The sequence below is a fragment of the Brevibacillus brevis genome, assembly GCF_001039275.2.
Lineage (GTDB): Bacteria > Bacillota > Bacilli > Brevibacillales > Brevibacillaceae > Brevibacillus > Brevibacillus brevis_C.
This window is the reverse complement of record NZ_CP030117.1, coordinates 1,798,567-1,823,091: the sequence shown is the minus strand read 5'-3', so window position 1 is coordinate 1,823,091 and position 24,525 is coordinate 1,798,567. Positions and strand designations below refer to the sequence as shown.

20 protein-coding genes are annotated in these 24,525 nt (G+C 47.8%); 11 read left to right on the top strand and 9 right to left on the bottom strand.

From position 1 onward, the window contains the following. The first annotated feature begins 170 nt into the window (after nucleotides 1–170). Nucleotides 171–1,019 carry a DUF1698 domain-containing protein gene (locus AB432_RS09225; protein ID WP_048032028.1) on the top strand — a complete coding sequence of 283 codons (849 nt, stop codon included), beginning with the start codon at nucleotides 171–173 and terminating at the stop codon, nucleotides 1,017–1,019. 73 nt (nucleotides 1,020–1,092) lie between these two features. Beyond that, nucleotides 1,093–2,316 carry a glycosyltransferase family 2 protein gene (locus AB432_RS09220; RefSeq protein WP_235617650.1) on the top strand — a complete coding sequence of 408 codons (1,224 nt, stop codon included), beginning with the start codon at nucleotides 1,093–1,095 and terminating at the stop codon, nucleotides 2,314–2,316. A 4-nt stretch (nucleotides 2,317–2,320) separates the two neighbouring features. Here AB432_RS09220 and AB432_RS09215 read toward each other — a convergent pair whose 3' ends face one another. Beyond that, nucleotides 2,321–2,668: a DUF1360 domain-containing protein gene (locus AB432_RS09215; protein WP_048032027.1), complete on the bottom strand. Its 348-nt coding sequence runs from the start codon at nucleotides 2,666–2,668 to the stop codon at nucleotides 2,321–2,323. Between the two features lie 65 nt (nucleotides 2,669–2,733). Between AB432_RS09215 and AB432_RS09210 the strand changes: the two genes are divergently transcribed. Then, a complete protein-coding gene (locus AB432_RS09210) occupies nucleotides 2,734–3,852 on the top strand; it encodes a peptidoglycan-binding protein (protein WP_235617649.1) in 1,119 nt (372 codons plus the stop codon). 60 nt (nucleotides 3,853–3,912) lie between these two features. Here the strand turns inward: AB432_RS09210 and AB432_RS09205 are convergent, their stop codons facing one another. Continuing rightward, nucleotides 3,913–5,271: a hypothetical protein gene (locus AB432_RS09205; protein ID WP_048032025.1), complete on the bottom strand. Its 1,359-nt coding sequence runs from the start codon at nucleotides 5,269–5,271 to the stop codon at nucleotides 3,913–3,915. A 136-nt stretch (nucleotides 5,272–5,407) separates the two neighbouring features. On the opposite strand from AB432_RS09205, the gene AB432_RS09200 reads away from it, so the two are divergent. From AB432_RS09200 to AB432_RS09185, 5 genes are all read left to right on the top strand, one after another. Beyond that, nucleotides 5,408–6,292 (top strand): glycosyltransferase family 2 protein, encoded by an 885-nt coding sequence (locus tag AB432_RS09200; protein ID WP_048032024.1) that lies wholly within the window; start codon nucleotides 5,408–5,410, stop codon nucleotides 6,290–6,292. 108 nt (nucleotides 6,293–6,400) lie between these two features. Continuing rightward, a complete protein-coding gene (locus tag AB432_RS09195) occupies nucleotides 6,401–7,603 on the top strand; it encodes a BMQ_0737 family morphogenetic spore coat protein (RefSeq protein WP_048032023.1) in 1,203 nt (400 codons plus the stop codon). Between the two features lie 151 nt (nucleotides 7,604–7,754). Beyond that, complete coding sequence (locus tag AB432_RS09190) at nucleotides 7,755–12,404, top strand: hypothetical protein (RefSeq protein ID WP_113732266.1); 4,650 nt, start codon at nucleotides 7,755–7,757, stop codon at nucleotides 12,402–12,404. 83 nt (nucleotides 12,405–12,487) lie between these two features. Continuing rightward, nucleotides 12,488–12,670 carry a hypothetical protein gene (locus AB432_RS30995; RefSeq protein WP_217366592.1) on the top strand — a complete coding sequence of 61 codons (183 nt, stop codon included), beginning with the start codon at nucleotides 12,488–12,490 and terminating at the stop codon, nucleotides 12,668–12,670. A gap of 22 nt (nucleotides 12,671–12,692) precedes the next feature. Then, complete coding sequence (locus AB432_RS09185) at nucleotides 12,693–13,082, top strand: M67 family metallopeptidase (protein ID WP_048032020.1); 390 nt, start codon at nucleotides 12,693–12,695, stop codon at nucleotides 13,080–13,082. Between the two features lie 37 nt (nucleotides 13,083–13,119). Here AB432_RS09185 and AB432_RS09180 read toward each other — a convergent pair whose 3' ends face one another. From AB432_RS09180 to AB432_RS09155, 6 genes are all read right to left on the bottom strand, one after another. Further along, the gene (locus AB432_RS09180; protein ID WP_235617648.1) at nucleotides 13,120–13,311 is read right to left on the bottom strand and encodes a hypothetical protein; all 192 of its coding nucleotides are present in this window, start codon (nucleotides 13,309–13,311) and stop codon (nucleotides 13,120–13,122) included. 13 nt (nucleotides 13,312–13,324) lie between these two features. Continuing rightward, nucleotides 13,325–13,621 (bottom strand): ferredoxin family protein, encoded by a 297-nt coding sequence (locus tag AB432_RS09175; RefSeq protein WP_007726971.1) that lies wholly within the window; start codon nucleotides 13,619–13,621, stop codon nucleotides 13,325–13,327. Then, complete coding sequence (locus AB432_RS09170; protein WP_048032019.1) at nucleotides 13,621–14,916, bottom strand: FAD-dependent oxidoreductase; 1,296 nt, start codon at nucleotides 14,914–14,916, stop codon at nucleotides 13,621–13,623. Before AB432_RS09170 ends, AB432_RS09175 begins: the two co-directional genes overlap by 1 nt. Next, a complete protein-coding gene (locus AB432_RS09165; RefSeq protein WP_048032018.1) occupies nucleotides 14,909–15,931 on the bottom strand; it encodes an electron transfer flavoprotein subunit alpha/FixB family protein in 1,023 nt (340 codons plus the stop codon). The genes AB432_RS09170 and AB432_RS09165 overlap by 8 nt, the downstream gene beginning before the upstream one ends. Then, nucleotides 15,928–16,758, bottom strand: a complete 831-nt coding sequence (locus AB432_RS09160; protein WP_048032017.1) for an electron transfer flavoprotein subunit beta/FixA family protein — start codon at nucleotides 16,756–16,758, stop codon at nucleotides 15,928–15,930. Before AB432_RS09160 ends, AB432_RS09165 begins: the two co-directional genes overlap by 4 nt. Before the next feature lie 199 nt (nucleotides 16,759–16,957). Beyond that, nucleotides 16,958–19,219 (bottom strand): immune inhibitor A domain-containing protein, encoded by a 2,262-nt coding sequence (locus AB432_RS09155; RefSeq protein WP_048032016.1) that lies wholly within the window; start codon nucleotides 19,217–19,219, stop codon nucleotides 16,958–16,960. A 397-nt stretch (nucleotides 19,220–19,616) separates the two neighbouring features. Between AB432_RS09155 and AB432_RS09150 the strand changes: the two genes are divergently transcribed. Then, nucleotides 19,617–20,375, top strand: a complete 759-nt coding sequence (locus tag AB432_RS09150) for a TrmB family transcriptional regulator (protein ID WP_048032015.1) — start codon at nucleotides 19,617–19,619, stop codon at nucleotides 20,373–20,375. Between the two features lie 124 nt (nucleotides 20,376–20,499). Then, complete coding sequence (locus AB432_RS09145; RefSeq protein ID WP_048032014.1) at nucleotides 20,500–21,687, top strand: MFS transporter; 1,188 nt, start codon at nucleotides 20,500–20,502, stop codon at nucleotides 21,685–21,687. A gap of 76 nt (nucleotides 21,688–21,763) precedes the next feature. Here the strand turns inward: AB432_RS09145 and AB432_RS09140 are convergent, their stop codons facing one another. Next, nucleotides 21,764–23,020 carry an ATP-binding protein gene (locus tag AB432_RS09140; protein WP_235617647.1) on the bottom strand — a complete coding sequence of 419 codons (1,257 nt, stop codon included), beginning with the start codon at nucleotides 23,018–23,020 and terminating at the stop codon, nucleotides 21,764–21,766. Nucleotides 23,021–23,336: 316 nt separating this feature from the next. On the opposite strand from AB432_RS09140, the gene AB432_RS09135 reads away from it, so the two are divergent. Next, the gene (locus AB432_RS09135) at nucleotides 23,337–24,521 is read left to right on the top strand and encodes an amidohydrolase (RefSeq protein WP_048032013.1); all 1,185 of its coding nucleotides are present in this window, start codon (nucleotides 23,337–23,339) and stop codon (nucleotides 24,519–24,521) included. The last annotated feature ends 4 nt before the right edge of the window (nucleotides 24,522–24,525 follow it).

The following is a 24,525-nucleotide window of genomic DNA, read 5'->3' as shown; positions in this document are numbered from 1 at the left end:
AAGTGAAAGACAACGAGAAACGGGCATATGCCTCTTTTCCGGAAACCTGCATGCTGGCAAGCAACTTTACACTTGATGGGGACGAAATTAATGCATTTATATCATTTCCCCCAGCAAAGTCCGAACATATCGTATAGGGCAAGCACTCTGCAATGAAGGGGGACATGTCGATGGGAAGATTTTGGACAGATCAGGAAATTCTCGATGAGATCAGCAAACGGCGGTGGTACCATAAGATCGCGCTGCGACCCGGTATTGTCACACCCGGGATTACGCTTCTGGAAGGTATATGGAATATGACGAGACAATCCAGAGAATACATCCAATATTCGGGGAAACGCGTCCTTGATCTCGCTAGCTTTGACGGAATGTGGGCGTTTGAAGCGGAGCAAAGAGGGGCGAGTCTTGTCGTAGCTACGGACTGTATGCAGCCACTCTATTTGAATTTCGAGTTTTGCAAGAACATCCTGCAAAGCAAAGTTTTGCCGCTGTACAATACCAGCCCTTATAAACTATGGGAAGGGCTGCAAGTTTTACTGATGGACGATTTTATAGAACCACTGCCATTTCCTCAACAAATACGGCACAATCAATTTGATGTCGTCCAGCATCTTGGACTGCTCTATCATCTGCGTGATCCAATGTGGACATTGTCGCAATGCCGAAGCGTGATTAAACCAGGTGGGCACCTCTTGTTGGAAACTGCCTGTATTTTGGATACAAACCAATCGATCATGGTCTACAACGGAGCTCCTGGACAAATGAACCGGATTTATAGGGACGATACGACTTGGTGGTTGCCATCCGTCCTCTGCATTGAGGAGATGCTGAAGGGCACATTGTTTGAAGTTATTCCTGAATCGGTTCGGACCATCCCCTCTGGCAAAATAAACAATTACGATGCAGGTCGTATCAGCCTCGTGGCAAGAGCCATTCCTGGCAGCTCGATCGACCCGAACTGTCACGCGGAATTGCTCCGTATTTTCCGCAATCCAGGGATCATTCCAGACTATTTGTAATGAAATCGGGTGCACAAGATCAACGATGCTTGTGTACCCGTTTTTCCATTCTTTCATAGTCTGAAGGTAGTGCATGCATTTTTATGATGGAAAGATGGGAGTGAATCTCGTGTCCCACTCACAGCAACCATTAGTGAGTATCATTACCCCCTCTTACAACCAAGGCCGGTTTATTCGTGAGACGATAAATAGCATATTGACCCAGGACTATGCAAACCTTGAGCATATCGTGGTAGATGGAGGCTCGACTGACGATACGCTCTCCATCTTGCAAGAATATGCACAAAAAGATCCGCGCTTCCGTTATATTTCCGAACCGGATCGCGGACAGTCTCATGCGCTGAACAAAGGTCTGGCAATGGCAAGAGGGGAAATCATTGGCTGGCTGAATTCAGACGACACCTATGTACCCGGCGCCATCAACATGGCTGTTCACGCTTTTGCGAGTAACCCGAGCTGGGGAATGCTTCACGGCAATTGCCAGGTGATGAACGAGTACGGTCAAGTATCCACCACCTACCCGTCAGAACAAGCTGATTCCAAGAAGTTGTATCAGAGCTGCGTGATTTGCCAGCCATCCGCTTTCATCAGGACCCACGTTTTCAGGCATATGGGGGGCGTGGATGAAAAATTGCAATTTTGCATGGATTACGACCTGTGGATGCGCATCGCCAAATTTTATCCCATCGGTTATGTGCCTCACTACTTAGGAAACGCCCGAATCCACACGACCTGCAAATCAGCTACGCAATGGCATTCTGTCGGAGTACCTGAAGTATTGCGATCACTTGCGAAAAATTATTCGTCCATCCCCAGCCATTGGATATCGTATGTTCCACAATACAAAAGCATGGGTGTACTCGACCTGTTGCGGCTCTATAAGTCCTTTCCATCTAATACAACCAGAATCACAAGCATGAATCGGGGAATGGACTTGTGGGCGCCTCCTGTCCTGCGCGCAATTGTGGAATCAGATCCGTCTGCGCCAGCTCAAATGTTGTTAGTGAAGGGCAAAATCCCTGGCTCCCCCGTAAAATTGCCAAAGCCCATTGTTTTGACTGCGCTCGTGAATGGCGTAAAAGTAAAAAGTTTTACCGTTGATAAACCCACCTTTGTCCTCGAAATTCCGCTCGATCCGAATGCCACGACGATTCGTGTGGACATCGCTTCTTCCAGTGTCGGTGTACCGAGCACCCCTCAAGTCCAGCAGAGAATCGTGGGGGGATACATGGCCGAAGAGATTATTCCACTTTCGTATGACGAAGTGATCGTGTACAGAACTTTTTCAAGGAGTTAACCATTCAACTCGTATATAGCTTCGTTTCAATGACAGCCGCCGCTCCGGCTATGGCAAGCAGGAGCAACAAAGGATAGGCGGCTGGCACATACATATACAACCCAACAACCAAAGCTCCCACCCAAATTCCCACGCACCAATGGCAGCTCAACAATTTGCCTATCCATTGGCGCAACCTCCCTCCTTTAAATTGAAAGTCCCGGACCATTTGCCCCGACTCATCGGGTACATATAACACCTGGTAAAATGGGTTTCGCAGAAAAGACGTGATCTCATCAAAAACAATCAAATGCGTGAGACGAAAGCTTGCCAGCACGAGAATGATTAGGTCGATCCAAGAGAGGTCAAACATTCCACCTCCACCTCTTTCCAATATTTTGTGCTTTTCTCATTTGTTCCACATTTAGTACCATTGTGATGCGACAAACCAGAGAAAGGCGTGATGAGATGAATCGCAACATGAAAAAAATGGCAACCATCCTTTCCCTGTCCGTCCTCGTAACCATGATCGGACAACCTGCATTTGCGAAAACAAGTTTTACCTCTTTGAAAAAAGGGATGAAGAGCTCGCGCGTGCTTGAAGTGGAAAAGATGCTCGATGCACTCCATTACGACTACAAGCTGGTAGTGGACAAGACATACAACAGCTACACAGTTTATAACGTCAAAGCTTTTCAGAAAAAATACAAGCTACCGCAAACCGGAATTGTAAACAAAACCACTTACGATAAACTGAAGAGCGTGTACCAAGCTCGCAAGCAAGAGCAGCCGACACAGCCAAGCACACCTTCCAAGCCTAGCAAGCCTGCTGAGTCCAATGATTACGCTACACTGAAATTGGGTGCTAGCGGTGAGAACGTGAAGCAATTGCAAAAGATGCTCGCTGGCCTCGGATACAAAGTAACTGCCTCGGGTTATTACGATGAATCTACGCGCTTTGCCGTCATGCTATTCCAGTCGCGCAATAAACAACCGTTGACTGGTGAAGCTGATGCCAAAACCTATACGGCCATTCAAACGCAATACAAGAACAACCCAGTGCAGCCCGGGCCAGATACGAAGCCAACAAATCCAACTACTCCCGTAACACCAAGCAAGCCTGAGCAACCGCAAAACCCTGGTGCTGGCACGCAAGTTCCTCTTCCCGCTGGTTTGACGGCTGAGGAAAAAGAAATGGTTCAGCTCGTGAATCAAGAGCGCACCAGCCGCGGCCTCGCACCCTATCAAGTGGACATGCAGTTGGTGAACGTTGCACGTGTGAAAGCCCAAGAGATGGTAAGCAAAGGTTACTTTAGCCACACCTCTCCCACTTACGGCTCACCGTTTCAAATGATGGATACTTTTGGTATTCGCTATTTAGCTGCTGCTGAAAATATTGCTCAAAACTACTCTGTAAGCAGCGCTCATCAAATGTTCATGAATTCCTCCGGGCACAAAACCAATATCATGAGTCCGACATACGACTACGTAGCCATTGCTGTTGTGAATGGCGGTCCGCACGGGAAGACGTTCGTGCAAATGTTCTTGAAAAAATAGAGGCGCGGAGCGGAACGGAAAAGCCATCATTTCTACTGAAATGGTGGCTTTTCTTCCCTATTAGAAAGACACGGCGATCCGGTTATTGGCGGAAAAGTGTACCGTCTGATCGTTGCACAGCACGACACCCTCGACGACGATTCCCTTCCCCGTTTCTTGTTTCATAAAAGAAATCTGGAAGTTTTGGAACGATTCCGTCGATTCCGGTGTAATGGTTACGGGTTGGATCGGCGCTATCCAGTATTCCCCTCTCTCCATCGCTTGGGCAAACCAATCGTCTTCCAAGTATCTCCATCCTTTTAAGCCCGATGTACCTTGCACGGCCATCGTCTCCACGAGCTTCGGTGGCAATACCTGCCCTCCCATTTTAATTGAATCGACAGGCGAGACACGCAGGCAAACGATTGGATTTTTCAGTTCTACATTCCCCGTATTCTTCACCTGAAGTGTCCCAATCAACAGGTACGGCTTCTCAACTGATTCAGAGTGAATCAATGTGTAATCAAAATACACTTCTGCCGCTGTACGAATTTCAACCTGTTCAGGCACTTCTTCGACCGGATGAATGGTCACTACTTGTTCGAGCAGTTCTTCCTCTGCCAAGATCAACAGCTCTTCCCGTTCACTGTCTGATTCGCTGATTCCTTCTCTATTTGAGTCACTGGCCTCAGCAGTCGGCTGGTCACTTTCCTGAATCATGATTTGTTCCTCTGCTAATGCCTTTTCATTAGCCCCCTGCTGACTTTCCTCATCAGAGGTAAAGAGCATCGTGGAATAAAACAGCTTTAAAATGTTGGGTGGTAAAAACGCCATTGGTTGAATGTGCAATCCATTTTGGAAATACTCCAAAACCCCTGACGCTAAATGTAGCGCAATTTTTTCCGCATAAATTTTTCGCTTGTTCACTTCCGTATAAAGCGGCAACTGCAACTGGATGTGAACGATCGTTGGTTGCTTTTGGTTTTTGGTTATTTTATAGTGACACGGGATTCCTGACTGCTGCATTTCTGAACGCAAGCACTTGACCAAATCTTGCCGCTTTTCATCCTCCGACTGAAAGAAAATCAGTCTAGGTTTTTCCAGGGCCCGCATTTCCTTCAAGCTAAACCGTATGGCGACATCCGTATTTTTCGCCAGAGACGGATTGTTTTGGCTTAAGACGACCTCCATCCCGCTATCAGAGAGAAATTTTTGAACGTTCCCCAATACCTCCCACTCGTAGGCGGTCCCTCCTGAAGAGATACCTGTAAAAAGGACGCAAACTTTACCTTTCAACCCCGAATCCAGGTCCACTCTTTTATTCGTCGAATCCCACTTCAATTGAAAGCCATTTTGCTTGCAAAATAAACGAAACGCTGGCAGAGCCGCATACGGCATGGACCCGCCACGTTGACCACTGTAATATACCTCAACATCCATTTCCATCTCTCCTCACGACACTTTCCTTCAGTCCGCGATATTGTATGAATGCCTAGTGTCCAAAGTGAACATTTTTGGCGATGACTGTTCCGAAGAAGCGCTTTGCGCATACGATGCTACAGAAAGGAGTGGTCATATGCCCACCTCACAAATGCCCCTAATCTCCATTATCATTCCTGTAAAAAATGAGGGGGACAATGTGCGTTCTACCATCACTTCCCTTTTAAATACAAGAACCACCTATCCGTATGAAGTGATCGTAGTCGATGATGCCTCAACAGATAACGGTTGTCACTTTTTACAAGGCCAAGCGCAAAATGAAAAAATAAAATTAATCACAACAGAAGGCATTGGTGCTGCAGCAGCAAGAAACCTGGGTGTGAATCATGCCCGCGGCAACTACTTCATTTTTTGCGATGCCCATCTGTCTTTTGAAAACTTTTGGATCGATCGCATGATGGAGCTCATCCTTACCAAAAAAGCAGATGGCGTTGCTCCGGGAATCGCTTCCATGACGGAGCCACATAAAATTGGTTATGGGCAAAATTTGAATCAGAAGTTGGAGATCACTTGGTATCCAAAGCCAACAGGCCCGGCACAGGTTGCGATATTGCCAGGGGGATGCTTCCTGGTCACTAGAGAAGCTTTTATGAAAGTCGGGGGTTTTGACCGTGGTTTTCGCATATGGGGATTTGAAGATATCGAGTTTTCCATCAAAATGTGGCTATTCGGTTATACGTGTATGGTCCAGCCATCCGTAAAAATCTTGCATTTGTTTAGGCAAGTTCATCCTTACACAGTTGCACATGAGCACATTTATTACAACATGCTTCGAATGGCGTACAGCCATTTTAGCGAGCAGCGGATTGAGGCTGCGAAAAAACTTGTGCTCTACGCAAATGCCAGTGAAATTGCGGATGATGTGCTGACTAGCGGGGCTGCCGCTCAGCGTGTTCGATACTCTGCCCAAAGAAAATTCGACGACAATTGGTTCTTTCAAAAATTTCATATTCCATTCTGACAAGATAGTGACCTAAAAAATAGGCGCATGCTCAACATGCCAAACTCCCGTTGCCCACATAGTATGTAACTGCAAAGCAAACTCCCTAGGAAAGGAAGGATTCTTACGGTGAAACATCACGTGAAGCCCATTATGGGTCGCCAGCTCCCTACACCGACGCCTACAGCAACTCCTCCTATACCGAACAACCTGCAGGAAGAGTGCATTCGCGTCAATAAGGTGTATGACTGGGTAGTATTAGCGAACAGCTACCGAAACAAGATTGCCCTTCCCGACGATTGTCAAGCTCTGGTAGACGCTGCCATTCGTGCAGGGCAAGATATCACGCTCTCCTGCGTTGAGCCAGTTACTCCTGGTCCTACTTGCAGAGTCGTCAGTATTCGCCGCGAGAACATTACAGTCAATGGGACCACTGTTCGGGTCGGAGTCGTTCGCTTTGTGTTCGGAGCCACTGTGCTCGTTCGCGTCTTCGCAGACGGAACACCTCTCTGCGAATTCACAACGACAGTGCAATTCGATCAGGAAGTCGTTCTCTGCCTGCCTGAACCGCTTGATGAGGACAATATCTTGTGCCGAATCAGTGCTTTCGAGTGCTCACCGACCGGTACTGTTCTCCTCGGAGGCATGGTTCAACTCGACGTCATTGTCTGCGTAGAAATCCAGGTAGAAGCAGAAGTCAAACTGGAAGTATTGGCGAAATTCTGCGCTCCACGTCCAAACAACATTCCAATTCCATCGCCAACGCCATCTTTCCGTTGCCCGCCGATCACATTCCCGCCACAATGCCCACCAATCTTCCCAGTACGCAACTGCGATTGCCAGGCGTCCGTCAATGCGCTGGTACCAAACGTCTCCATTTCTATTGGTATCCCACTCGCCGTTGCCGTCGGTACGATTCAGCTCATCGCAGATATCTGCCCAAGCTGCGATCCATCCAGCAGCTCGTTTACCTTTAACTTCTTTGATGCTCTCCTGCCTGATGTCCTTGGTGATCAAAGCTTCAGCTTCTCGCCAACGACTATCAGCTCTCCGACATGCATTTCCGTACTACCTATCCTGCCAATTGTGACAGGTCTGGTCGTAACAGGTACTGGTGTACGGACATTCACAGCAACAGGCGCTCAAGAAACGCTGACCTACTCTCTGACACTCGCCGAAACAGGAATCGGCCTGCCAGACGTGATCATTCTGACACTCACAGACTCTGCTGGTGTCCTCGTCTTCAGCGGCACTATTACAGTCGTTCCAGACGAACAATTACTGGTTGCCGATTGCATCACGTTCGGAGATATTGTCATTACCACTCCGTAAGAAAAAAATATTTGTTTCCAATCAGGCGGGAGAAGACCAGCACTTCTCCCGTTTTTTCTATAGATGAACCTTCACTACAATACAGGCACCAATTCTTCCCCCGTACATATGTCTATATGGGAACGCCAGACGGAAAAAGGAGGACAACACTGTGTACAAAAGGAGAATCTCCAATGCGAATAAGCCGAAAGAAAATGAGAAGCTCCTCCTGCTAAAAAAACAAGCACACTACTACGAGGACAAAGCAAACCAACTCATGCAAGAAGTGTGGCACCTACAGAAGCAGATAGAGGAAACGTCCCAAAAAAACGGAGCATATAGAGAGCAGCTTGAACAATTGAACCAAACCCTCCACGATTTGGACAGCAAAGGGGCAGAATGGAAGCAGCGCTTAAACGATTCACAAGACATGCTTCAAGAAATGAAGAGCAAGCTCGACTACTACGAACGTCTCCTGAAACAACGGGAAAATACCATAACCGACCACCAGGAAACAGAGGCAAAACTAAAGAGTTCGATCGACAGCTTGCAAACTGAGATCAGAGAGCAACGAAAAGGTCCACGCCTTGAAGAAATCATGTCCAAACATCAAGCACAGGAAGCACACTTGCGCGAGCATATTGAATTACTCCAGCGGCGTGTACAAAGCTACGAACAAAAAGAGGCACAATGGCAAAAAGAGTTACACGAGCAAAATCAGCAGCAGCTGAGTCAAATCGAGGAGATCCTGCATGAACGCCAGCAGCATTTAGACATGATCGCACATCTGGAGCAGCAACAGCTTACATGGAAACAAGCTTTGGATCATGTAAATGAAGAGTTTGAGAGTGCGCAGATGAGGCAGCACGAACAACTATCCAAAATTGAATCATTGAATCAGCAGTTGGAGGACGCACGAGCACGGGAAGAGCAGGCACTCTCTGACCTACAGCAGCATACAGAAACAAGCGCAAATTGGGAACAGCGGGAGCAGGAACTTCACGATCTTGAGCAAGAGTTGCATGCTCAGACGCAACACCTACAAAAACGGGAACAGAAGCTTCTCGATCTTGAACAAGAGCTTCAGACGCAGTGGTTAGAATTGCATTCTCAAGCGGATCACCTGCAAACGAAAGAACAAGAGCAGCTCACTCTCAATCAAGAGCTCCAGACGAAGGGGCTAGAACTGCAATCTCAGACACAAGCTCTTCAAGCACGGGAGCAAGAGCTTCTCAGTCTTGAGCAAGAGTTACAGGGGCAAAGCCAAGAACTGCAATCCTTAAAGCATAACCTCCACACCAAAGAACAAGAGCTGCTTGTTACCGAGCAAAAGCTCGAGGCTAAGGAGCTGGAGCTGCATTCTCAAACACAAGAACTTCAAGCACAGCAGCAGGAACTTCTCAGTCTTGAGCAAGAGTTACAGGGGCAAAGCCAAGAACTGCAATCCTTAAAGCATAACCTCCACACCAAAGAACAAGAGCTGCTTGTTACCGAGCAAAAGCTCGAGGCTAAGGAGCTGGAGCTGCATTCTCAAACACAAGAACTTCAAGCACAGCAGCAGGAACTTCTCAGTCTTGAGCAAGAGTTACAGGGGCAAAGCCAAGAACTGCAATCCTTAAAGCATAACCTCCACACCAAAGAACAAGAGCTGCTTGTTACCGAGCAAAAGCTCGGCGCTAAGGAGTTGGAGCTACATTCTCAGACACAAGAACTTCAAGCACATCAGCAGGAACTTCTCGATCTTGAACAAGCGTTACAAGCACAAGGACTAGAGATGCACTCTCAGGCACAAGAACTCCTTGCACGGAAGCAGGATCTTCTCGTTCTTGAGCAAAAACTCGAGGCTAAGGGGCTAGAGCTGCATTCTCTGACGCAAGACCTCCATGCACGGGAGCAGGATCTTCACGTTCTCGAACAAGAGCTTCAGACACAAGGCCAAAACCTTCAATCCCTTGCTCATAACCTCGAAACAAAAGAACAACAGCTCCAGTCCCAAGAGCTTGAACTGCATTCTCAAACGCAAAACCTCAACGCACGGGAACAAGAACTTCTCGATCTCGAGCAAGAGCTTCAAACACAAGGCCAAGAACTGCAATCCCTTGCTAATAACCTCCAAACGAAAGAGCAACAGCTCGAGTCCAAAGAGCTAGAGCTGCATTCTCTGACGCAAGACCTCCATGCACGGGAGCAGGATCTTCACGTTCTCGAACAAGAGCTTCAGACACAAGGCCAAAACCTTCAATCTCTTGCTCATAACCTCGAAACAAAAGAACAACAGCTCCAGTCCCAAGAGCTTGAACTGCATTCTCAAACGCAAAACCTCAACGCACGGGAACAAGAACTTCTCGGTCTCGAGCAAAAGCTTAAGACACAAGAGCAAGACCTTCAATCCCTTGCTCAAAACCTCCAGACGCAAGAACAACAGCTCCAGTCCAAAGAGCTAGATCTGCATTCCCAGGCGAAAAACCTTCAAGCACGGGAGCAGGACCTTCTCGATCATGAGCAAAAACTCGAAGCTAAGGGGTTAGAGCTGCATTCTCTCACGCATAACCTCAACGCACGGGAACAAGAACTTCTCAGTCTCGAACAAGAGCTGCAAACACAAGGGCAAGAGCTTCAATCCCTTGCTCAAAACCTCCAGACGCAAGAACAACAGCTCCAGTCCAAAGAGCTAGATCTGCATTCCCAGGCGAAAAACCTTCAAGCACGGGAGCAGGACCTTCTCGATCATGAGCAAACACTCGAGGCTAAGGGGTTAGAGCTGCATTCTCTCACGCAAGACCTCAACGTACGGGAACAAGAACTTCTCAGTCTCGAACAAGAGCTGCAAACACAAGGGCAAGAGCTACAATCCCTTGCTCAAAACCTCCAGACGCAAGAACAACAGCTCCAGTCCAAAGAGCTAGAGCTGCATTCCCAGACGAAAAACCTTCAAGCACGGGAGCAGGACCTTCTCGATCATGAGCAAAAACTCGAGGCTAAGGGATTAGAGCTGCATTCTCTCGCGCAAGACCTCCATGCACGGGAACAGGACCTTCACGCTCTCGAACAAGAGCTCCAGACGCAAGAAGACCAACTCACGTCCAAAGCGGTAGAGCTGCATTCCCAGACGCAAGATCTCAACGCACGTGAGCAGGAACTTCTCCATTTTGAGCAAGAGCTCCAAGTACAAGGGCAAGAACTGCAAACGCAAGCAGATAACCAGCAAACAAAAGAACAAGAACTAACACTCCTCGAACAAGAGCTTAAATCCCGGGGGCAAGACCTTCTCACCCAGACGCAATACCTTCAAGCGCGAGAGCAGGACCTTTTCACCCTTGAGCAAGAGCTGCAAGCGCGCGGACAAGAACTTTACACTCAAAATCATAACCTCCAGACAAAAGAACAAGAGCTGCTTACTTTCGAACAAGGGCTTCAGGCCCGAGATCAAGAACTTCTCGCACATTCGCGAGACCTCCAAGCTCGGGAAGAAGAACTAAATGGTTTTGAAAAAGATTTGCAGGCGCAAAGAAAAGAGCTACAAGTTCATGCGCAGGCGTTGCAGGTTCAAGAACAAGAGCTCAAGACCCATGAACAGGAGCTTCGCGATTGGGAGCAAGCCAACCTCTCCCAGGAGCAAGCACTTCTGGCTCAGACCCAGGAACTCCAGGTCCAAGAACAAGGACTTCAATCCCGAGAGCAAGCGCTGCAGCTTCGCGGGCAGGAGCTTCTCTCTCAGGAGCAGGAGATCCACTCCCACGAGCAAGAGTTACTCACGCTGAAGCAAGAGCTGAACGCGCGAGATCAAGAGCTACAGAACCAAGAGCAGGAGCTACAGGCTCAAGGACATACCCTACACAATCGTGAACAGGAGTTGTTCACTCGGGAGCAAGAGCTAAACACACTGGAACAGTCCCTCCTCTCTAAGGAACAAGAAATCCAAGTCCAAAGGCAAGAGTTGCAAACACGGGAGCAGGAGCTACAAGTGCAGAATGAAGATAGATACACCCGAGAGCAAGAACTCGAAGCGCAAAAACAGGATTTACGCACGAAAGAGCAAGAGCTGGAAGCCACCCGCCACGAGATGCTGCAAAAAGCAATAGATCTTGAACAAAGTTGGACAACAAAACACGAAGAAACTTCTCAACAATTAACGGAAGCTCTGCTTGAGCTGGAAGCAGCCCGGTTAACGAAAAATCAACTCGTCGCTGACTATAAAAAGCTGGCCGAATCGCATTCCCTGCATGAGCAGGAATTGCAGCAAAGCATCCAAAACCGCGATGAAGAAATCCAACAAACACAAAACACCATAAGGAGTCTCCAGTCGGAATTAAAAGAAACACAACAGCAATTAACAGAAGCCCAGGATCGTATCAAATCTTTTCAACAACAAGCCAAAGAAACCGACGAAAAGCTCGCGAACGTCTCTCTTCAAAAAAATAAATGGAACGAAGTGCTGGAGAAAACAACCCAAAAATACGACTCTCTGTTAACGGAAAAAGAAAAAGCCATTGAGCAGTTTACATCCCAGGAGCAAGTGTTGAAAAAGACGATAACCGGACTCAAAAACATGGTGAAAGAACTCCAGAACAACGAAGAAAAATACAAGCAAATCATCAAAGAATTCACGCAAAAGGAATCTCGATCCAATAAAGCCTTCAGTCAACTCCAGCAAAATGTCCAATTCCAACCAAACACTCAATTCCAGCCAAACACCCAATTCCAACAAAGCACGCAATTCATGCCAAGCTCCGATCCCTCCACTCAACAATTATCTTCCACACCAGTAAAAATGCAGATGCCCTATCCCAAAAATGCCAACGAATTCAACCCGTTTCGTTGAAAAAGTGAAAATGTGCGAGCGCCGTTACCATGTGAATCTATCCTGAATACAACATAATACAGTCCAGAAAGGGAGGAAAAACCATGACACCTGAACAAATGCGTGCACTGTATCACCAACGTCAACAACATCAAGTCAATCCAGCCCAGCGCCCATCGAGAATGCCGCCATCGCCATTGCCAAAATCCGGTCCGGTTCATAAAGTCCAACCATCCGTCCAGACTAGAACGAGTGGAGGATGCTGCGGCAGGCGTTGGCAAGGCTAATCTTTTAGAGGCCCCCTTTTCCATGACCCGTGCAGTCTGGGATGAAATCATCCGAGATTCCCTTGAGAAGAAGCCAAATGAAACGTGCGGATTGCTTTCCGGTAGAAATGGGAGTGCACAGACGGTTTGGCGTATGGAAAATACATTGAAAAGCCCGGTCGCCTTCGCCATGGACCCCAAGCAGATTCAACACGTTTTCCATAAGATGGCGTTGCGCGGGGAGCATTTGGTCGGGATCTATCACTCCCACCCTACTGCACCTCCCATTCCGTCACCTGAAGATATTGCTTACTGTCATTACCCGGAGGCCGCGTATCTCATCGTTTCGCTCGCTTCTCCACAACCAGTTCTTGGCTGTTTTCGAATTGAGGGGTCTTTTGCTCGGGTGTATCCTTATACAGTCCGTAACTAGTGGTCAAATTCACGCAAAACAAAAGAACAGTGGGAATTTACTCCCGCTGTTCTTTCTGTTTTAAAAGATCGCCATGTTCCATTGAACTGGGCAGCAACCATTCCCTTTTCTCCCAACTGACAAAATCATCTTCCCACTTTACCTGGAAGCGCTCCTCCTCAATATGAATGACCACTCCCTTTGCGCCATCCTTTACATAAACGACCAGATCGCCTATTTGTATCACCACTCATCGCCGCCCATTACCCGAGTCTGAAGATGATTCCGTGTCCACCCTTCGGATACACCCATTTGATATTTTCGTACGGGCAACCAATGCGGCAGCTCCCACACTCGTGACATCCTTCGTAACCGACGTGCATCCGCACTTCTTCCCATTTGTATACTTCCGCAGGACAGAAGATGGTACAGAGCTTATCAGGGCATTGCGTCGCACAAACATCTGCGGAGAGCACATGCAGATGTGACTCCGTATCCGCTTTGAAGCGCACAAGGTACTGTTTCTCCTCGATTGACTGGCCCTTCGGTAAATCCTGCATCACTTCATCACCCTCCACGCATTCATCAAATCACGCGCCATTTTCCATTTGTCCTTCGCAGAGCCGAGCTCGCTCCAAATTTTCTTCTGCTTACTCCATTTTGAGCTGCCATCAACCGTGAACATTTGACTCGCTGCTTTGTTCATCATCGGAATATACTGTTCGAAATACTGCGGGAATTTTTCAAAGTGATGCGTTGCGTCCTTGTACTTTTTCAAATCTTGACCGACAAAGCTGTTCAATAGATTGATTCGGTATCCGTCGAGCATTTTTTCGGAATAGTCCCCTGCCTCTTTTGCCGCCAGAATCGTTTCCGCTGCCATGACACCAGATGCCATTGCCATATTCGATCCCTCTCGATGGATCGCATTGACGAGCTGGGCAGCATCTCCGACGACAAGAACACCATTGCCGACAATTTTGGGAATGGAACGATATCCGCCCTCGGGAATTAGGTGCGCCAAGTACTCCTGCTGCTCACAGCCTTGAATATACGGTCGAATCATCGGGTGATTCTTTACATAGTCCAACAACTCATAAGGCTTGATCTTGTTTTTTATCAGACCCGATAGCATCGTTCCTACCCCAATGTTCAAGCTGTCCTTATTCGTATACAACCACGCCGTCCCCAAAATCCCTTTGGTCGAATCCCCGAAAATTTCAATCGTACAACCGTGATCGCCCTCTAAGTTAAAGCGATCCTCGATTATTTTGCGATCCAGCTTCAGTACTTCCATGACAGCGAGCGCTACCTCATCTGGGCGAAACTCTTTGTGGAAACCTAACGATTTCGCCAGCAAGGAGTTGACGCCGTCTGCCAGAACGACAACATCTGCGTATAGATCCCCATCCGGTCGATCTGTTTTGACACCGACTACCTTGCCATTTTCAACGATGCACTGCAAAGCGACGGTCTCATTGAGTAAAAGTGCCCCCTGCTGCACGGCTTTATCTGCAAACCATTGGTCAAATTTCGCCCGCAGCACCGTGAAATTGTTATAGGGTTCCTGGGCCCACTCCATGCCTTTATAACTGAAATTGATGGCTGATTCCTTATCGAGCATCATGAACCGCTGCTCGACGATCGGCCGTTCAACAGGCGCCTCCTTGTAAAATTCGGGAATGATGTCTTCCATCGTTTTGCGATACAAAACACCTCCCATGACGTTTTTGGAACCCGGATATTCCCCGCGCTCCATCAACAGAACATTTACACCCGCTTTGGCAAGCGTATAAGCACAAGCTGTTCCGGCCGGCCCTGCTCCGACAATGATTACATCAAATTTCTCAGCCATACGTTACCTCCTTGTCCGGCTCCTTTTGGAATGCTTCAATGAGCAATGGCACAATTTCAAAAGCATCACCGACAATACCGTAGTGACAAGACTGGAAGATGAGGGCATTCGGATCTTTATTGATGGCAATGATCATTCCCGAGTTGCGCATGCCGACCAAATGCTGGATAGCTCCCGATATGCCGATGGCAAAGTAAATTTTTGGCGTGACAGTTACTCCCGTCTGTCCGACCTGATGATCATGACCGATCCAGCCTGCTTCCACCGCATCTCTGCTGGCCCCGACGGTTGCCCCGATTCGTTCTGCGAAACGATGAATAAGCGCGAAGCCTTCCTTGCTTCCGAGTCCCTTGCCACCAGCGACGATCACATCAGCCTCATCCAGCCGCACCTTTTCCTTCGTCTCCCGGACGATTTTCAGTACTTTTGTGCGAATATCTTCTTCACGCAGCTCCATGCTTTCATCAATGATTTCTCCTGTACGTGACTCGTCTGGCTCAAGCGCTTTCATGACTTTCGGGCGAACCGTCGCCATTTGCGGTCGATGTTTTTTGCACAAAATCGTCGCCATGATGTTACCGCCAAACGCTGGACGGCTTGCCTCCAATAAGCCTGTCTCCGCGTTTACATCGAGCATGGTTGTGTCAGCGGTCAGCCCTGTCTCCAAGTCCGTCGCGACAGCGCTCGCCAAATCTTTTCCAGTTGAAGTCGCCCCGTACAAGATGATTTCCGGCTTGTGCTTTTGAACACATTCGATGACTGCTCGCATGAAGGACTCTGTTCGGTAATCATGAAAAATCTTGTGATCGTAGACATACACTTGGTCCGCTCCGTATGGAAACGCCGTGTGGGCCAACTCCTTGATTCCATCTCCGATTAACAAGCCAGCAAGCGGCACGTCTCGCTTGTCAGCCATTTGCCTACCCGCCCCCAGCAGCTCGAGTGATACAGGGGCGATACGGCCGTCACTCACCTCTAAAAACACCCAGATGCCACGAAAATCATCCAGATTCATATCTGCTCCTCCTTCACCCGAAACAATCGCTGTTTATCGTGCAAAATTTCCATCAAGCGCGCGATTTGCTCGCTGGCGCTTCCTTCGAGCATTTCGCCACCCTTTGGCTTCTCTGGGGGCCAAACTTTTGCAACAATGGTAGGAGAGCCCTTCAGACCTAACTGCGTCCGATCGATATCCCCCAAGTCATCGACGGACCAGATAACAGGCTGATATCTAGCAGCTCGAAGCATGTTGGGTAGCGGAGAATAAGGTACCTCGTTAATCTCCTTCTCCACGGAAAACAAACAAGGCAAGGTCGACTGAATGACTTCATACCCATCCTCCAGCTTTCGATGCACGATGGCGTAACCTTGTTCTTTGTTTATCTCCACTACTTTTTTCACACACGTAAGCGGTGGAATATCCAACCTTCTGGCGACACCCGGTCCGACTTGTCCCGTATCACCGTCGATGGTCATCTTCCCGCAAATGACGAGGTCGACTGGCTGGCTTTCTGCAATCTTCTCAATGGCTTTGGTAATGGCATAGCTGGTTGCCAATGTGTCTGCTCCGGCAAATGCACGATCCGTTACCAGATAGCCTGCGTCTGCTCCGATCTCGATACATTTCCGAATGGCCTTCACCGCTGGCGGCGGTCCCATGGTAACGACGGAGACCACACCCCCATATCGATTTTTCAAACGAACGGCTTCCTCCACCGCATGTGCATCATACGGGTTGAGAATGGCTGGCGCACTGGCGCGATCCATCGTATTCGTCTTCGGATTCATCTTGATGATTTTGGTGTCCGGCACCTGCTTAATGCAAGCAACAATATGCAGCATGATTGATCCCCCCTTGCTGCCGGGCGCGATACCTATGCCTGTACAAAAGGTTGCCTTTCTTACGCGCAATCAGATCAGGCAGCTTGTCGTTCATTGTTATAGCCTATTTCGATGCAACCGAGCTTAGACCAGTAATCATAGAAACGAAAAAGACGCCAAACATCAGCTTCGCGCTGTGTGGCGTCTTTTGGCTTATTCATTAATCTTTATCAATGGAGAACTCAATCGTAGCATCCGTGAACTTCTTGGAAACTCTTTTCAGCTTGATTTCCAAACCGATTTGCGGCAGGATTTTACCGACTTCCGGCACTTCCGGCATCGAGTAATCATCACTGTCTTTAAACTCAGTGACACCATCTAACGGCTCGTATTCCATCGTTCCCAAAATGTAATCCAGATCCATTCCAGATGTATCGTTCGGGCTAAACGCAGCATCATTCACTTGGTAACGGGAATCTGCGATTGCCTTTTTGTTACCTTCATCATTGTTCCAGTAACGTACTTCCTGATGGGCATCTACTACACCGAGCATGCCGTAGCCTGGGTGCAGGCTTGTATTGTTGTCACGGGATCTTTCGTAACGACCATCAAAGTACCAGATGACCATACCTGGATCATACGTGAAGAAGGAGTCGTTGCGACGGAAATGCTTCAATCCAGCGTCAATTCCTTCGTGAGAGCGCAGCTCAACCAGGTAGTACGCATCGTACATTTTTCCTTTTCCATCGAAGTGAGTGAAGCCATCCAATTTGAACTTCTTCTCACCCTCTGCATCATCTGCGAAAATGACTTGTCCATCTGCCTCTACTTCGAAGTTATCCAGATAGAAGCCATCCATCACGAATGCGACATCCGTCACATAGTTAAACTCAACTTGTACCTTTTTACCGACGAACTCGTTCAGGCTGATTTCTTCTTTGTCCCAGCCTTTGGTTACGTCATCGTATTTTTGAACTTCTTTTTTCTCGCCTGTATCCGTATCGATTACATTGACGTACACGTAGTCATAGCCTTCCTCAATGCTTCTCCACGAATCGAATTTCATCGCTGCGGAGCTGGCCCCTGTTAAGTCGATCACATCAGACGTCATTTTTGTATTCAGCTTGTTGCCTTCATCCGAGAAGTACGCGTATCCGCCATCCTTTGGCTCAACTGGAGGTTTCTTTTCGACCTTAGGCATGTTCAGCTTGATGACCTTGCCGTCCTTCTCAAGGCTGCTCGCATCAATGAGTCGAAGGCTTCTCTTGCGCTTCTCTACATCCTTGTAGTCCAGCACGTACGGTTTAATCCAGTTTCCGCCGAACATTTGCTGCAGGACCATTTTTGACCAAGGATCAAGGCCAGTAGGTTCTGTTTGGAAAACCTTACCTGTGTGGCTACCAGACGACATGAGGGACCAAGCACCTACTGGCGAATCTTTTCCGCCTCTTGTCGTGTCATACAAGTCTGGCAAACCGAGATTGTGTCCGTATTCGTGAGTGAATACACCTGGTGCGCCATCTTCAGGCTGGATCATGTAATCAAACGCTTTGAGGCTTGTGCCTGGAATATCCACTGGTTTTTTCAAGGTCCAACGGTGAGACCAGATCGCATCTGGGTCTTCCCCTGTCTCTTCTCCAATCCCTGCATGAACGAGCATGAGGTTGTCCAGATTGCCATCCGGCTCCATCAGGTCTCCATCACCATCGATATCATACGGATCACGCTGATCGTACAATTCCTCTTTCCCGGCAATGGATTCCCCAACTGCCTCAAGCGTCTCGATTACCAAATCGCGCGGATTGGAATCGTCACCGGCTTTCGAGTTTTCTCCATAATATTTGTAGCTATTCTCTGCCATTTGCCATGGCGTTACCACACCATCAACCGTCCATGTTTTTCCCGATTGCAGATAGAAGTATTTCGCCATCGTTGTCATGCTGATTCCTTCAGGAGTTTCGTACCCCTTCTGATCAAACAGCATCTCTTTATAATGCTTTTCGTTAAAGTCTTTCGTCCAAAGCGAGTCACTCACTTTTGGTAACTCGTTATGCTCCCGGTCTGGGAACTCGACAAGAGCGACAACGATGTTATCGGTATGTAGTCGTTTGGAAGAGCGCAATTCATCGCCTTCCTCCATCTCTGCCACTTTCTGGGCTGCCTTCGCCAATGCTGCCTGCTGCCCTCTGCTCGCTTCCCTACCATAAGAGCTCGATTCGTCAACGCCGTGCGGTACTTTTTTGTCTTCCAAGTACTCGAGCAACGCCTCGTCAATCTCTTCCTGATCGGCATCTTCATCAATGATTCCTTGCTCCATTAACCCTTTAATCAGTCGCTCCAGGTTAACAGTGGACAAGTCTACATGCAGATCATGCTTGTCCTCTTTTGATTTGGCCAAACCCGTTGCAGGTGCAGCCACGAAAGTACTGAGCACGAGTGAGGAGGAAAATAAAACGGATAAGAGCTTCTTGCCTTTCTTCACTACGGTTCACCCTCTTTTTCTATCTATTTGTGATGCATCGGAAAAATTAAACCCCCAATTCCGACTATTCATAATTATTGCGTGATACGTAATTTTTGCCAAATTCTTTCCTTCGACAAAAAATACTTCCCGTTCAAAAGAAATTTCTCACTAAGGCTATCGAACTAGTAACAGCAAGTGCCGAAATTTCGGCTAATCATTTATTCACAGGGTATCAGTTCGATATATTACCATCGCGTCTACCTCCTAAAGGCCTATAGAAATTTGTTGAATTTTGTCGATAAAAGTCGATATTTTTCTATCAGATATTTCTTTCGCCCCCCTCTCTTTCTTGCAAAATAACTCGATTATCGGTACGATCGAATAAAAATGCTCGTGTTTTCCTTGGAGGATTTTGATGCTGCAAACATTTGGTTTTTCTCTGTATGAGAGTAAAGTTTATGAAGCGTTGGCGTCTAGCGGCGAGCCTCTCGATGCAGCAATGGTCGTGAAGCATTCGGGAGTGCCAAAGGCAAAAATTTATGAAGTGTTGAATCGTTTGGTCGAAAAAGGGATGGTTCTTGACACCATATCTGAAAAGAAAAAGCGATATACAGCCCTTCCTTTGGACAGCCTGGTAGAAAAGCTGACCAGCCAATTTCAAATGGACGTCAAAAAATTGACCAGCTCCCTTTCTCATAAAACCGTACGCGATGACCGGGTCTGGAGCCTGAAGGTTGACGAATCGATCCGCGCGGAATGCAAACAATTGATCCAACGAGCAACACGGTCTATTCGCATCTCTGCTTGGTCGGATGATTTTTTGGAGTATGTACCCCTATTGGAGATGAAAGAAAAAGAAGGAGTGGAGATCGAAGCCTTGGTCATCGGGCAGATTAACACCAAGCTTTCCTGTGTTCATTCCTTTATCCCTGTGCAAGAGCATCAAGGCTTGGAACGCTATCAGCTAATCGTAGTGGACCAGGATGAAATGATTTTTGCAGGTGAGGAGGACACGGGCTGGCATGCGATCAAGACACGTGGTCAACCGTTCGTCAAATTTTTTGCCGATTCTTTTTACCATGATGTCGCGCTGACAAAAATCACCCAAAAATATGTGGATCAACTGTTTGACGATGAAGAAATCCGCAAGATGATCATCCGCCTCCGATACTGACAATACGTGGACTTTGGCTATTGGCCAGAGTCTTTTTTATTTGTATGGAGAATTTTCTAGTTGCACACGATAAAAAAGGTTACTATTATGGTAGTAACCTTTTCACTTGAGAGGAGCTATTGTTTTGAATCCACGTGTCTTCATCTTAGCGATTGCTACCTTTGTTGTAGGTACGGTGGAATTGATTATCGGTGGTACGCTTGATCTGATTGCTCGTGATCTTCAGGTATCGATTAGCGCCGCCGGACAATTGATCACCATATTCTCGCTTGCATTTGCCATTGCCGCTCCTCTGCTCCTGCATGTTACGAGGCGTGTCGAGCGCAAAAAGCTATACTTGTATGCATTAGCGGCCTTTTTCCTGAGTAATGTGCTCGCGGCACTTAGTCCGAGCTACGCTGTATTAATGACAGCACGCATCTTGAGCGCAGCAAGTAGTTCCATCCTGATTGTGCTGTCGATTACCATTGCGACGAGTCTTGTAGAACCTGCATATCGCGGCCGTGCCATTGGCGTTATTTTCATGGGGATTAGCGGTTCGCTCGTACTCGGCGTCCCTGTTGGCTTGGCGCTGGGGAATGCCTTCGGATGGCGTGCCCCGTTTTGGTTAATTGCGGCTCTTAGTATCGTTGCGATGATTTTTATCCTCTTGTTTTTGCCAAAAGTTCAAACTGCACCGCCAATTCCGTTACGTGATCAAATGTCTACCCTCCGTAGCGGAAAGCTATTCAGCGCATTGTTTATCGTCTTGTTAATGCTGACAGGTCACTTGACGCTGTATGCATACTTTACCCCTTATCTGCAAACGACGATGAATGTAGACGCAATGACACTGAGCTGGATTTATCTCGTGTTCGGGATTGCTGCCGTTGCAGGCGGCGGTATTGGCGGTTGGATCGCAGACAAATGGGGAGCAACCAAAAGCATTCTGTTCATCATTCCCGTGTTTGGCTTGATCATGTGTGTCTTGCCGTTTTTTACAGGCTCGCTTTATTTGTTCTTGCCGATCATGGTAATCTGGAGTGCGCTTAGCTGGGCCATTTCGCCAGCACAGCAAAACTATTTGATCTCCTGCTCACCTGCTACCGCAGACATTCAATTAAGCTTGAATACTTCTGCCCAGCATTTAGGTATCGCCCTTGGCTCTCTGGCTGGCGGTCTCGTCGTCGAGCGGTCTTCCGTCATCTACACGCCTTGGGTTGGAGCTGTGTTTGTCCTGCTTTCATTCGGATTTGCCTTCTACTCGATCTCACGTCCATTTCAAGCACAGGAAAGCCAAGTGGTGCAACCTGCGCCAGAACACCATGCATAGAGACTCACAAAAGCAAAAAGCCGTCAAATCGTTGACGGCTTTTTCTTATCATCCTAGAATCGTTTTCGTTATGAGCCTATTTCACTGGCAACCGGACGGTAAATCTCGTGATTCCCCGCTCGGACCAAACCTCAATTTTCCCCTTGTACTTGTGCACAACTGAATCTACAATCGTCAGACCCGTTCCACGCGAGCCACATTTTTTCTCTGTTTTCGTTGTATAGCCATTCTCAAAAATACGTGTACGTTGTTCTGTTGATATTTCCGGTCCTGTATTTTCAACTCGGAAAATAATGTGTTCTTCATCACAGCAAAAATAAATGCTGACTCGTTTTTCCCCATCTGCTAACTCCGCCGCTTCAATCGCATTATCAATAAGATTCGATAAAATTTTGATCAGATCAGTGGAAGGAATGTTATCGATTGGATCAGAACATTCTTCAAATTGCATCACGATTTGTTTGGATTTAGCCTGCTCCCATTTGGTGTGAAGCAATACCATTAAAGCAGGATTCGCAAACCTCACGGTGAGGTCCAAAAGCTTGGTTTCTTTCAGCAACGACTGCACGTAATCTCGTGCTTTTGGATAATATCCGCATTCGATCAAACCGTAGAGCACCTGCATGTGATTGACGAAATCATGACGGATGGAGCGCATCGAACAAATGACTGAGCGCAATTCATCCTGGTAGGTTTCTTCCGTCTCGCCAACTGCTGCCTTGATGGCGCGTTGGTACCAGCGTTCCATGCACAGAACCAGGAAAATCAGTACGACGACAAACAAGCCTTGGACCGCAAAAACAGGAATGCTGCTACGAACGACATCATTTCCAATATCCTCGACGATGGCTACGTCCGTATCTACTCCGATGATTCCGATGATTCTTCCTTCTCTATCTCTAAGCGGCGCGCCCGCAGACATGTAGACCCCGTAATCTGGATCTCTGATAATATCTGAGTAGTACGCTGATGATCCTCCGTAAATCATTTGAATGTGCTCAGGAGATAGAACAATTGGCATACCGATATCAAAATTTTGCTGCGCATTTGGAGGCCTTGCTACGATCATCGCGCGACCACTCTGCCTGTCTTCATTGACTTGAATCGTGTATAAATACAGCAGACCGAACTGCTCACGCGCTTGATTCAATTGCTGTTCGATTCGTTCATAGGCGGGGGTCTCTTTTACCGGATTTCGTAAAAACTCCTGATACGCGTCAACATCTAGACTGTCTGCTACTGTAGAAGCAGCTTTCATGCTTTGATTCGCAATAGAGAGTCGGACGGATTGAATCGTATTGAAATAGGAAATCGCGATGCTTACACAAGTCAAGATCAAAACAAGGATACCAGAAACGAGCATAATGATTAGTACTCTAGGATTTTTTGGTTGTGTTGGACTCGTCATAATCTCCTCAATCCATCTGTTCAAAAAGTCGTCTTTTGATTACGCAGTTGTACTAAAAACACGACCTTTTAAACATGTCTCTCTAATATTCTAGAGATTTCTACTGGAAATGTCTACATAATATGAATGTAGCTTCATTATAGTTCTCGAAATCATACATTGAATTATGATTCGGAATATTTTTATAATAAGGCGAATACGAAATACCAATCTCTTTCCCTAGGAAAAAGGAGTGGGTTCGATGGAAGAAAAATGGTTTGCCCGACTGCAAGAGATTTATCCAGAGCTTGTTACATTCAGACGTGATTTGCATATGTATCCCGAGCTTTCCTTTCAGGAGGAAAACACAGCGAAGAAAGTAGCGGACAAGCTGGCTTCTTTTGGTATAGAAGTACAAACCGGTGTCGGCGGCATGGGTGTTGTCGGTCTCCTGAGGGGTGGAAAGCCAGGAAAAACAGTTGCGTTGCGCGCTGACTTCGATGCCTTGCCCATCCAAGATGAAAAAGAAGTACCTTATAAGTCCCGCATTCCGGGCGTCATGCACGCTTGCGGTCACGACATACATACCTCCGGACTTTTGGGAGTCGCACAAGTGTTGAGCGAGTTCCGTGACGAGCTCCCAGGAAATGTGGTATTCCTGCATCAGTTCGCGGAAGAGCTGCCACCTGGTGGCGCCAAAGCCATGGTAGAGGCGGGTTGCCTTGAAGGAGTCGATGTCGTGTATGGCGCGCACGTGGCCTCCGAGCTTCCCGTAGGCACTGTCGGGATCGGTCAAGGCTACATTACGGCAGCAGCAGATAGCTTCGAGATCGTCTTGTACGGAAAAGGCGGGCACGGGGCTTATCCGCATACCTCCGTTGATCCAATCGTCTTGGGCAGTCAGGTTGTCATGAATTTGCAGCAGATTGCCAGCCGTCAGGTAGATCCGCTGAAACAAGTCGTTCTGTCTGTTTGCTCCTTCGTTGGCGGGGGCGAAGCGTTCAACGTCATTCCTGATCAAGTGAGGCTCAAGGGAACCGTCCGCACGTATGACGAGGAAGTGAGAGTCGCGGTCGAGCAATCTCTGAAACGTATCGTGGAAGCCAGTTGCCAGGCAGTCGGCGCTACGTGCGAAATCATGTATCAACGCGGTTACCCAGCTACTTGGAACGATGAGACAGAGACCCCGCTATTTGTCGCAGAAGCCAAACGTATTTTTGGTGAGGAGCGCGTATTGAAAATCCCACCTGGCATGGGCGGAGAGGATTTTGCTTACTTTGCCCAAGAGCGCCCCGCTACCTTCTTCATGGTCGGTGGACGCAACCCGGAGATTCAGGCGACGTATCCGCATCATCATCCCAAATTCGATGTCGATGAGCGCTCCATGATTCAAACCGGTCAGTTATTCATTGCAGCGTTGCTTGCCTATCAGGCACGTCATCAATAAGCGA

What these genes read in the sequence shown, in the direction of transcription:
- AB432_RS09220 (WP_235617650.1), top strand. Translation starts at nt 1,093, where the DNA reads ATGCATTTTTATGATGGAAAGATGGGAGTGAATCTCGTGTCCCACTCA.
- AB432_RS09135 (WP_048032013.1), top strand. Translation starts at nt 23,337, where the DNA reads ATGGAAGAAAAATGGTTTGCCCGACTGCAAGAGATTTATCCAGAGCTT.
- AB432_RS09205 (WP_048032025.1), bottom strand. Translation starts at nt 5,271, where the DNA reads ATGGATGTTGAGGTATATTACAGTGGTCAACGTGGCGGGTCCATGCCG.
- AB432_RS09225 (WP_048032028.1), top strand. Translation starts at nt 171, where the DNA reads ATGGGAAGATTTTGGACAGATCAGGAAATTCTCGATGAGATCAGCAAA.
- AB432_RS09160 (WP_048032017.1), bottom strand. Translation starts at nt 16,758, where the DNA reads ATGCTGCATATTGTTGCTTGCATTAAGCAGGTGCCGGACACCAAAATC.
- AB432_RS09170 (WP_048032019.1), bottom strand. Translation starts at nt 14,916, where the DNA reads ATGGCTGAGAAATTTGATGTAATCATTGTCGGAGCAGGGCCGGCCGGA.
- AB432_RS09150 (WP_048032015.1), top strand. Translation starts at nt 19,617, where the DNA reads ATGCTGCAAACATTTGGTTTTTCTCTGTATGAGAGTAAAGTTTATGAA.
- AB432_RS30995 (WP_217366592.1), top strand. Translation starts at nt 12,488, where the DNA reads ATGACACCTGAACAAATGCGTGCACTGTATCACCAACGTCAACAACAT.
- AB432_RS09185 (WP_048032020.1), top strand. Translation starts at nt 12,693, where the DNA reads ATGACCCGTGCAGTCTGGGATGAAATCATCCGAGATTCCCTTGAGAAG.
- AB432_RS09200 (WP_048032024.1), top strand. Translation starts at nt 5,408, where the DNA reads ATGCCCACCTCACAAATGCCCCTAATCTCCATTATCATTCCTGTAAAA.
- AB432_RS09165 (WP_048032018.1), bottom strand. Translation starts at nt 15,931, where the DNA reads ATGAATCTGGATGATTTTCGTGGCATCTGGGTGTTTTTAGAGGTGAGT.
- AB432_RS09175 (WP_007726971.1), bottom strand. Translation starts at nt 13,621, where the DNA reads ATGCAGGATTTACCGAAGGGCCAGTCAATCGAGGAGAAACAGTACCTT.
- AB432_RS09210 (WP_235617649.1), top strand. Translation starts at nt 2,734, where the DNA reads ATGCGACAAACCAGAGAAAGGCGTGATGAGATGAATCGCAACATGAAA.
- AB432_RS09215 (WP_048032027.1), bottom strand. Translation starts at nt 2,668, where the DNA reads ATGTTTGACCTCTCTTGGATCGACCTAATCATTCTCGTGCTGGCAAGC.